This window comes from Gloeocapsa sp. DLM2.Bin57, from assembly GCA_007693955.1.
In the GTDB taxonomy this organism is placed as follows: Bacteria; Cyanobacteriota; Cyanobacteriia; order Cyanobacteriales; family Gloeocapsaceae; genus Gloeocapsa.
Window position 1 is genome coordinate 1 of the sequence record RECR01000088.1, and the last position, 9,337, is coordinate 9,337.

10 protein-coding genes are annotated in these 9,337 nt (G+C 36.6%); 7 read left to right on the top strand and 3 right to left on the bottom strand.

Annotation, left to right across the window (positions count from 1 at the left end; genetic code table 11):
* Nucleotides 1-241: 241 nt before the first annotated feature.
* Complete coding sequence (locus EA365_11730) at nucleotides 242-967, top strand: glycosyltransferase (GenBank protein TVQ43757.1); 726 nt, start codon at nucleotides 242-244, stop codon at nucleotides 965-967.
* Between the two features lie 35 nt (nucleotides 968-1,002).
* On the opposite strand, the gene EA365_11735 is transcribed toward EA365_11730, so the two are convergent.
* Entirely contained in the window at nucleotides 1,003-1,278 is a 276-nt protein-coding gene (locus EA365_11735) for a hypothetical protein (protein ID TVQ43758.1), read from the bottom strand.
* Between the two features lie 87 nt (nucleotides 1,279-1,365).
* Between EA365_11735 and EA365_11740 the strand changes: the two genes are divergently transcribed.
* The 4 genes from EA365_11740 to EA365_11755 all read left to right on the top strand — a co-directional run bounded on the left by EA365_11740 (nucleotide 1,366) and on the right by EA365_11755 (nucleotide 7,279).
* Nucleotides 1,366-1,782 carry a DUF3038 domain-containing protein gene (locus EA365_11740; protein ID TVQ43759.1) on the top strand — a complete coding sequence of 139 codons (417 nt, stop codon included), beginning with the start codon at nucleotides 1,366-1,368 and terminating at the stop codon, nucleotides 1,780-1,782.
* On the top strand, nucleotides 1,745-2,839 hold the full coding sequence (locus tag EA365_11745) for a DUF4335 domain-containing protein (protein ID TVQ43760.1): 1,095 nt from the start codon (nucleotides 1,745-1,747) through the stop codon (nucleotides 2,837-2,839). Before EA365_11740 ends, EA365_11745 begins: the two co-directional genes overlap by 38 nt.
* Before the next feature lie 3 nt (nucleotides 2,840-2,842).
* Nucleotides 2,843-3,376 (top strand): hypothetical protein, encoded by a 534-nt coding sequence (locus EA365_11750; protein TVQ43761.1) that lies wholly within the window; start codon nucleotides 2,843-2,845, stop codon nucleotides 3,374-3,376.
* A gap of 186 nt (nucleotides 3,377-3,562) precedes the next feature.
* Nucleotides 3,563-7,279, top strand: a complete 3,717-nt coding sequence (locus EA365_11755; protein ID TVQ43762.1) for a diguanylate cyclase — start codon at nucleotides 3,563-3,565, stop codon at nucleotides 7,277-7,279.
* On the opposite strand, the gene EA365_11760 is transcribed toward EA365_11755, so the two are convergent.
* On the bottom strand, nucleotides 7,272-7,919 hold the full coding sequence (locus EA365_11760) for a DUF305 domain-containing protein (GenBank protein TVQ43763.1): 648 nt from the start codon (nucleotides 7,917-7,919) through the stop codon (nucleotides 7,272-7,274). The genes EA365_11755 and EA365_11760 overlap by 8 nt on opposite strands.
* A 59-nt stretch (nucleotides 7,920-7,978) precedes the next feature.
* Here EA365_11760 and EA365_11765 point away from each other — a divergent pair, with 59 nt between their 5' ends.
* A complete protein-coding gene (locus EA365_11765; GenBank protein ID TVQ43764.1) occupies nucleotides 7,979-8,329 on the top strand; it encodes a hypothetical protein in 351 nt (116 codons plus the stop codon).
* A 71-nt stretch (nucleotides 8,330-8,400) separates the two neighbouring features.
* Nucleotides 8,401-9,186, top strand: coding sequence for a M28 family peptidase (locus EA365_11770; protein ID TVQ43765.1), 786 nt, complete (start codon nucleotides 8,401-8,403; stop codon nucleotides 9,184-9,186).
* Nucleotides 9,187-9,241: 55 nt separating this feature from the next.
* On the opposite strand, the gene EA365_11775 is transcribed toward EA365_11770, so the two are convergent.
* A partial coding sequence (locus EA365_11775) for an IS200/IS605 family transposase (GenBank protein TVQ43766.1) occupies nucleotides 9,242-9,337 on the bottom strand: 96 nt, incomplete at its 5' end.

The following is a 9,337-nucleotide window of genomic DNA, read 5'->3' on the forward strand; positions in this document are numbered from 1 at the left end:
AAATAAGGACGCGATTCATCTCACGCTTATTTGAGAAAATAAAGCTTGAGGCTTCTCGCGGTTAAGCTAAATCAGAAAAAAAAATCAGAAGTCTTAAACAGTGAGGAAACTGCTGAATTAGCTGGTATTTTAGAGCTAGACCGCATTTTTACCTTAATTAATGCCAAAATAATTGCTCAGAGTCATGCAGTCTAAACTAGTCAGAAATTTAGTTAGATTCGGTTAATAATAATTTTACTCTATGAACCAACCAAGCCGTTTCCCTGTAATGACAACTGGTGTAGATTTACTAGAAGACTATACCACCTGGGTGATTGAGAGGATCAAGCATAACTTGGGTACTCAAGTTACTACTCTTAACGCCGAAATGGCGATGTTAGCCTCTGAAAATAATCAATTAGCCCAAATCATCCAAGCAAGTGAGTTAGTCATTCCCGATGGCGCAGGTATCACTATTTATCTGCGTCTGAAGGGTTATCGACAAACACGCTGTCCCGGGATAGAATTAGCTAGCTCTCTGATTACTACTTGGTCAGAAACTATCGGTACAGAAGCAATCGCTTTTTATGGTGGAGCACCTGGAATCGCTGCTCAAGCTGCTCAAATGTGGGTTAATCAAGATCCTCAACTACAAATTATTACCAATCACGGTTATCTTAATCCTGAAGAACTCCAACAATGGCAAACTATTCTTACTGCTACTCAACCTAAATTAATTCTTGTGGGTTTAGGTGTTCCTCGTCAGGAACTCTGGATTAACCAGAATCGTCACCTTTGTCCTCATGCTACCTGGATTGGTGTTGGTGGTAGTTTTGATATTTGGGCGGGACAAAAATCTCGTGCACCTTTATGGTTTAGACAGTATAACCTAGAATGGTTATATAGACTCTATCAAGAACCTTGGCGTTGGCGACGTATGCTCGCTTTACCACGTTTTTTTGTGCGTAGTCTTCTTTTCTCTATCTAAACAAAAAAGCCCTTAAAAAAGGGCTTAGATGTTTATTAGTCTATCCTTTCTAATTGCCAGAGAATTTGATTACCTTCTCTTCTTACTCGTGATACAACCCAATTACGCCAAGACCAATGATCACCTCGACTAGTTACCGCACTAGCGTTGATATCCATTAAGTCTGCTAATTCAGAACTGCTGATTAAATAACCTTTACTAGCTATCTCATCAGCTATCCTGAGTGTGTCTATTAAGTTGTTTAGTTGTTCGACTCGCACCTCACGAGGTAATTGTAACTCCTCTACATGATTGTTAGATAATTCCATCATCTTTGTTTGTGAACTCAAATTCATTTAATTAACTGGTATATATTTAGGGTAAACAATTTAATACCTAAAGACCAAAAATTTAAGATTATGTCCTTAGATAACCACAAGCTAGTCCTGATGAAAAATTATCTTGATTTACTTAGTATAGCTATAGTAGCCTTAACAAATCTAGAATCAAAAAGTTTAGAAAAATTTAGTCAAACTAGTCAAATAACTTTGAATGAAGAGAATTTAGCCGATTTTGCCCAAGTTATTAGCAATAAAGCCCAACAGCACCAAGAATTAATCCGTCGCGCTATTAATCTCTGGGAAAATCTCGCTGAACAACAACAATCACCCTCTGATATTACTTTATTAGCTAATTATCTAGAGCAATTGTCCCGTCAATATACCTTAACCGAAAATCAGCAACTAGAACAATTCGGGCTTAAACTATTAATTGATCTTCTGTTTTACAGTACTGATCATGGCTACGATCGCCTCTGGCTTGTGTTACACTCCTAATTATATGTCATCTCTAATTAAACGTTATACTCCCCCCACTTGTACTCTCAAAATATTTAGCAACAAATGGTTGTTTAAACCCTCTACCGACAACCTCAGTTTTGAATTGAATATAGATGATCCTAGATTACCTACTAACGAACAAATAACTATCCATGGGAATTATCAACAGTTACAGCTTTTAGGGATAACCATTGAAGAATATCTCCAACAATTTTTACTATCTTCTCCTTTACCTAATCAAAATTTACTCAAACATTACCTACTTTGTGATTTATCCCCACAGCCAAAAATTGAGGTTAATATCTCTCAGTTATTCGATCTAGCTAACGCTATAAGTCAATGTCAACAAGAAATTAAGCAAATTAAGCCTAGAATACCTAAAATACCCCTAATTACGGGAATATCAGCAGCAAGTTTATTAATCATCTTGAAGTTATTATCTTCTTTATCTACAGGAGAAACCACAGCAGATACCTTAATTACCCCAACAACATCTTCAGATTTAACAGAAAATGAGATGATCGTTACTGTGGAGGTTTCCCCTCCTAATTTAACTGAAAAACCTCGACCACAATTACCCTCAACTCGGTCAGATTTTCAGCGCTTACAACCACCAGATACAGTACAATCACCTCAATTAGATAACCAAACCTCTATACCATCAGGGGAAATTCAACCAGGGGATTATCAACCCCTTCCCCCTATATCTCCTCCCACTCCCCCTATTCTCCCAGAAACCTTCTCTACTCCTACAGAGATACCTTCTCAAGTAGCTATTTCCCCAACACAAGAAGTACAAGCATACTTTCAAGAGCGTTGGCAACCCCCCCAAGGATTACAAGAAAAACTAGAATATCGCTTAACTTTTGATTCTCAAGGTAGAATAGAGCAAATGATTCCCATCGGTAGAGTATCTCAATACTATTTAACTCAAGTTAAACCACCTAGACAAGTAAGAGTGCTTAGTAATGAGACTATTACTACCGACATCATCCAGATTCGCTTAATTCTTACTCCCCAAGGTTTAGTACAAACATTTGCTGAAGATAGTTAAATTATGACAGAGTTAACCAAAACTATATCTAATACTGCTACTTTTGAAGAAGCGATCGCTTTTACTCAATCTCTCCTCGAAAAGATGGAATCTCACCAACTCAGTGAAGTAGATATTCAAAAGGCGATCGCTTCTCTGGTAGAATTTCCTAACGGTGCTAGGGGTTTTTTTGTGACTTATTTAACCACTGATAGTAGTTTAGCAGATCATCCCTCTCCTGGGGTAATTAACGCTTTAGCATCCTCTCCTGAGATTGTCGGTGATTTACTCGTTAAAAATCTCGCTATGTCTTCAGCTATGGCTATTACTCATTTACGTAATCATAACTCAGATTTAGCTGAGTCTTCCCGTCGCGTTACTCGTCGTACCCAACAACTAATAAAACTTTTAAATTCAGCCAATGTTACTAATTTATTAGCACAATTAGCAGAATCTGTCAAGACTAAATCAGGCAAATATCAGGAATTTTTCCAAAAATGGGGTTATGATCAGGAACAATTAGAAGCGATCGCCTCTAGCTTTGACACCGCTAAATGAAGCGCGCATTATAACGGTGGTTCTCTCGTGGGATTAAGATAGAGCAGACCTAAATACTGCTATAATTAAATGAATAGTTAAAACAAATACATTTTAAAATGGTAGAATAAAGAGTCTATATAAGTATTAGGTATTTCTCCAATCAGGTCTGAAAAACCAAACCCACTACAGTAAAGAAACCATATAATGAGCAGCAATAATTTTGTCTCAAACTCCTTTTTTGCTAAAATCACTCATCTGATTTATCATCAGCGTGAACATAACAATTTTAAGCAAATTCTGAGTGAGATTGCTCAAGAAGCACAAAAAATCCTCAAAGTCGATCGCCTTAAAATTTATCAATTTGCTGCTGATGGAAGTGGCGAAGTAATCACAGAAGCTGTAGAAATAGATCGCCTCCCTTCCTTATTGGGGTTACACTTTCCTGATACAGATATACCTACTCACGCTAGAGAATCCTTAGCCAAATTCAATAAAGGGGTCATTATTGATGTAACCGCTAAACGTAAAGTTGCTTATATAGAATCTAATTTAACGACTAACTTTAAAGGAAAAACAGTCTATCAAACCGTAGATCCCTGTCATTTACAATACCTCTTAACTATGGGGGTTCTCTCCTCATTAGTAATACCTATCTTTTATTGGGATAATTTATGGGGTTTCTTAGTAGCTCATCATAGCGAACCCCGCCGCTTTACAGAACAAGAATTAGCTTTAATGCAGCTTTTAAGTAAACAAGTTTCCCTAGCCTTAAATCAAGAAGCCTTAATCAATCAATATCAATACGAACAAAAACAACAAAATATCTTAAATCAAATTAATCAAGTTTGGTGGAATTATCATCATAATCAACAACAAGCTTGGCTAGAAATTTTAGCCAAAATAATTCAAGAATTAAATACAGATCAAGGTCTTGTTTATATAGCACCAGAATTAACAGGAAAACCAGGTCAAATCTATTATCATGGTCAAAAATCCGACTATCCTAATTTAGCTAATAATCAACAATGGATTAACCTAACTAAAACTATTTCTACCTTAAAAGACACTCCTTATTATCCACAAGCTTACACCAGACAAGAATTATTAGCTCAGTTTGATTGTGAGCAGTTATTAGAGCAATTCAATCAAGAAATACATTCTTTTTTGTTTATCAATTTACATCATCATTATCAATGGATTGGTTGTGTAACTTTATTACGTAAAGAGCAGGAATGGGAAATACTTTGGGCTGGTAAACAAGATTATGATAATCGTAACCAAAGACCCAGAGAATCTTTCGCTACTTGGTGTGAGAAAAAACGAGGCTCACCCTATTGGAGTAGTAATGAATTAAAATTAGCTGAAAAAATAGGCAAATATCTCTATAATATTTTAACTCAACAACGTATCAATAATCTCATTCATCATCAAGCTAATTATGATAATTTAACCCAATTACCCAACCAACAAATATTTACTCATCAACTAAACTTTTCACTATTACAAACAATAGAAACTGGGCAAATGTTGGGTCTAGTTATGCTGGATTTAGACCAGTTTAAAAGAATAAATGAATCTCTAGGTCATACCGTAGGAGACTATTTATTAAAACAAGTAGCTGGGAGAATAAGAGATTTTTTAGAAACTCAACAAAGTTTAAAACCACTATTAGCAAGATGGCACGGTGATCGCTTTGTTATTTTAGTACATAAACTCAATTATACCGATGAATTAATCAGTTTATCAGAAAAAATTCTTGAGCAATTTGACAACCCTTTCTACTATCAAAATTATCTCGTTGATTTGAGTGCTAGTATCGGGATTACTATTGCTCCTTATGATGGAGATAATGCCGAAACCTTAATCAAAAACGCTGAAATAGCGATGTACCAAGCTAAAACTCAAGGTAAAAATACCTTGGAAATCTATAATCCCAAACAAGAACAACAAGATTTAAACTGGTTAACCATGGCGGCTGATTTAAAACGCGCTATTCACCGCGAAGAATTAACCGTATATTATCAACCCCAAGTCTGTTTAAAAACGAGAAAAATTACAGGAGTAGAAGCCTTAACTAGATGGTTTCATCCCCAATATGGTCAAATTTCTCCCGCTAAGTTTATACCTTTAGCTGAAGAAATAGGCGTAATTCATGAACTAGGAGAATGGGTATTAAAAACAGCATGTGAACAATTTCACTTCTGGGAAATGGCGGGATTCCCTCAAGTAAGAATGTCGGTTAATCTCTCTCCCATTCAGTTTCAAAAATCAAACCTCTTAAACCGAATTGAGTCAATTATAGCCGATACTCAAATGAATACAGAGTATTTAGAATTGGAAATAACCGAAAGTACTTTAGTACAAAATTTTCAGCAAACCTTAGAAATATTAGAAAAATTAAAAAAACAAGGTATTAAAATAGCGATCGATGATTTTGGGACAGGTTATTCATCTTTAAGTATTTTAAAACATCTTCCCGTTAATATCATTAAAATAGACCAATCTTTTATTAAAAATATCATCGAGGATAACTCAGCAGCTAGACTATGTCAAAGTATTATTTTACTAGGAAGATCTCTTAACTTACGAGTAATCGCCGAAGGAGTAGAAACAAGGCTAGAAGCTGATTTACTCGAACAATTAGGGTGTGATGAAATCCAGGGTTATCTGATGAGTCCTCCTGTAAATGCAGCCAGTTTAACACAAATGCTGTCCAACACCTTACCGAAAGGAGAAATAGTCAAAGCAACTAGCTTACATACCCATTTATCTTTAAATATACCAGTAGATTTGTCCGAACATAAAATCATTAAAGAATTAGCGGTTAATAATCAAGATTTAATCGAAGCTTATCAGTCTTTGAAGCAAGAATTAAAATATCAAAATATTCGTGAAAATATGGTCATGGAAGTAGCCCACAAAATTCGCCAATCTTTACGCTTAGAAGATATTTTACAAACTACTGTAACTGAAGTCCGTCACCTCTTGAATGTAGATCGTGTTTTTTTATACCAATTTGACGCTAATTGGGCGGGAACAGTTGTAGTAGAGTCAGTGTTAGAGCAGGAATACTCGATTTTAGGAGAGTGGATAGATGAACCTTGTTTTCGAGAAAAATATGTTAAATACTATCGCCAAGGAAGAGTAAAAGCGATTGAAGATATTACTAAAGAAGGGTTACAAAGCTGTCATTTTGATTTATTAGAGCGTTATCAAGTCAAAAGTAATTTAGTCCTACCTATAGTCCATCAGGAAAAACTTTGGGGGTTATTAATCGCTCATCAATGTCGAGAAATACGCCAATGGGAGAACCAAGAAGTAACTCTACTTAGTCAATTAGCGACACAAATAGCGATCGCTATTCATCAAGGAGAACTCTACCAAGAACTACATAAGGTAAATTTTAGACTACAAAAACTCTCTATCATTGATGGATTGACTCAAGTAGCTAATCGTCGTCGCTTTGATGAGTATCTTCAAGAACAATGGTATCGTCTCATGCGCTCAGAAGACGAACTATCAGTAATTCTCTGTGATGTGGACTTCTTTAAACAATACAATGATACATACGGACATCAAGCAGGAGACCAATGTTTACAAGCAATTGCTCAGACTCTCTCAGAAAACCTCAAAAGACCTGACGATTTAGTAGCGCGTTATGGGGGAGAAGAATTCGCCTTGATTCTCCCCAATACATCTTTACAAGGAAGTTTTAACCTCGCCGAAAAGATCCGAGAACTAGTTAAAACCCTAGCTACACCCCATAGTAAATCACCACATCAAATGGTCACTATCAGCTTAGGAGTAGCTACTGTCATACCTCTAGCTTCCCTATCTCCCCAAGTGTTGATCGAACAAGCAGATCAAGCCTTATACAGGGCTAAAGCCCAAGGGCGCGATCGCACTTGTCAAATTAATTAAACCAAGCATCCCGCCATTGTTGCATCTGCTCAATTTCTGCTTGTTGAGAGGAGATAATCTCCTGTGATAATTGTTGAATTTCGGTTCGTTGAGACTTAGCCAAAGCGTCTTGTGCCATAACTAAAGCCCCCTCATGGTGAGGAATCATCGCGTCAATAAAGCGTAAATCAAACTCCTCATCACCAGGACCTAAATCAACGTCCATACGCATCATGGCTATTTGATCATCACTCATCGCCATCATGTGATTCATTCCTGAATGCCAAGCTTGGAGTTCCCTTGGTGCTTGAGGATACCACTGAGCCCGCCATTGTTGTAATTGCGCGATTTCTAGCTCTTGTGCGGTGATAATTTCTTGGGCTAATTGTCTGATTTCTGCCCGTTGAGAGTTAGCTAAAGCGTCTTGGGCCATAACTAAAGCCCCCTCATGATGTACAATCATCCCATCAATAAAGCGTAAATCATAATCAGCATCCGCAGGACCTAAGTCCATGTCATGTACCAGATCATGGTGATGTTGATGATTAACCGCTATTTTAGTTATCTCTGGTAGGGGAGTAAAAGCCATTAATAATCCCCCAGTGGTTACAACAATGATCATTCCACCCAATCGAGACAATAACCTAGTTTTCTTTTTCATTTATTTTACCCTGTCTATTTGTTATACTTAGTTTGGCTAGGTTAACATAAAATCCCTCTATGTCTTCTCCCAAACAAGACGAACCAGATTTAGGACAGGCGATCGCCACAGTAGAAGCATCTCTGAGTCAACTTAAACAACGCTATCAGCAAGTAGAAAGAGATCAAAAACGTCAACAACAACTCAAAGAATTAAAACAAGAGTTAAAGCAACAAGCTAAAGCTAATAACACTGAAGGGATTATTAGGGCTGAACTTAAACATATTGAAGAGGAAATTATTAACTTAGAGTTAAACCTCGAAAGTCGTCTCTGGAATTGGAAAGAATTACAAGAACCTTTTTGGCAAGCAGTACGCTATACTGGTTTAGGTATTATTATTGGTTGGATTTTAAGATTATTTAGTAGTTAAGTTAAGATTTATGAGTATTATTATACCTGATGGTATCCCTAATCATCTTTTTTGATAACGAGAGATAAATTATGCCCTCAGAAATTTTAGACTACTTATGTAATTTAGCAATTCCCCGTCATCCCCTTCTAAATCCTCTAGGTTATATGACAGTTAAAAGGTATATTCTAGAGCAATTTTCCTTACTAGGACAACCAGAAGAATTTCACTTTACTGAACCTGCAACCCCACCAGGTTGTAATATTATCCTTAAATTTCCTGGTCAAAACCCTCAATTACCACCTCTATTAATTGGCGCACACTATGACGGTGTACCCAATACTGCTGCAGCTGATGATAATGCTAGTGCGGTTGCAGCCTTATTGATTTTAGCTAAATATCTACATCAAAAGCAACTAAATAGGTCAATATGGTTAGTCGCTTTTGACATGGAAGAATGGGGTATGTGTGGAAGTCTAGCATTAGCTAAACATTTTTACCAACAAAAACAATCCCTACAATTGATGATTTCTTTGGAGATGTTGGGTTATACCTCACCAACCCAAGATTATCCCGTAGCTGGGATGGAGCAAATCTATGGTACTCGGGGAGACTTCATCGCTTTAGTAGCTAATCAAGAATTAGCACCAACTGCTAAAATAATGGAAAATATCTTTAATCAATTTGTGCGGTGCCAAGTTCTCTGTGTACCCAATAAAGGTAATGGAATCACAGGAATTAGACTAAGTGATCATTCTCCCTTTTGGGATTATAACTATGACGCCATGATGATTACTGATACCGCTTTTATGCGTAATCCTCACTATCATCAACCTACAGATACAATCGATACTCTTGATTTAAACTTTTTAGCTTAACCGCGAGAAGCCTCAAGCTTTATTTTCTCAAATAAGCGTGAGATGAATCGCGTCCTTATTTTATTTCATCTTGATTCTGTATATAAGTTTTAAGGGTTGAAATAGTAACACCACCACAACTAGCCACAAAATATGAACCATTCCAAAATAC

Bases quoted from the DNA above. Each gene is read 5' to 3' on its own strand.
- EA365_11730 (TVQ43757.1), top strand. From the start codon at position 242: ATGAACCAACCAAGCCGTTTCCCTGTAATGACAACTGGTGTAGATTTA.
- EA365_11740 (TVQ43759.1), top strand. From the start codon at position 1,366: ATGTCCTTAGATAACCACAAGCTAGTCCTGATGAAAAATTATCTTGAT.
- EA365_11745 (TVQ43760.1), top strand. From the start codon at position 1,745: ATGGCTACGATCGCCTCTGGCTTGTGTTACACTCCTAATTATATGTCA.
- EA365_11735 (TVQ43758.1), bottom strand. From the start codon at position 1,278: ATGATGGAATTATCTAACAATCATGTAGAGGAGTTACAATTACCTCGT.
- EA365_11765 (TVQ43764.1), top strand. From the start codon at position 7,979: ATGTCTTCTCCCAAACAAGACGAACCAGATTTAGGACAGGCGATCGCC.
- EA365_11750 (TVQ43761.1), top strand. From the start codon at position 2,843: ATGACAGAGTTAACCAAAACTATATCTAATACTGCTACTTTTGAAGAA.
- EA365_11755 (TVQ43762.1), top strand. From the start codon at position 3,563: ATGAGCAGCAATAATTTTGTCTCAAACTCCTTTTTTGCTAAAATCACT.
- EA365_11760 (TVQ43763.1), bottom strand. From the start codon at position 7,919: ATGAAAAAGAAAACTAGGTTATTGTCTCGATTGGGTGGAATGATCATT.
- EA365_11770 (TVQ43765.1), top strand. From the start codon at position 8,401: ATGCCCTCAGAAATTTTAGACTACTTATGTAATTTAGCAATTCCCCGT.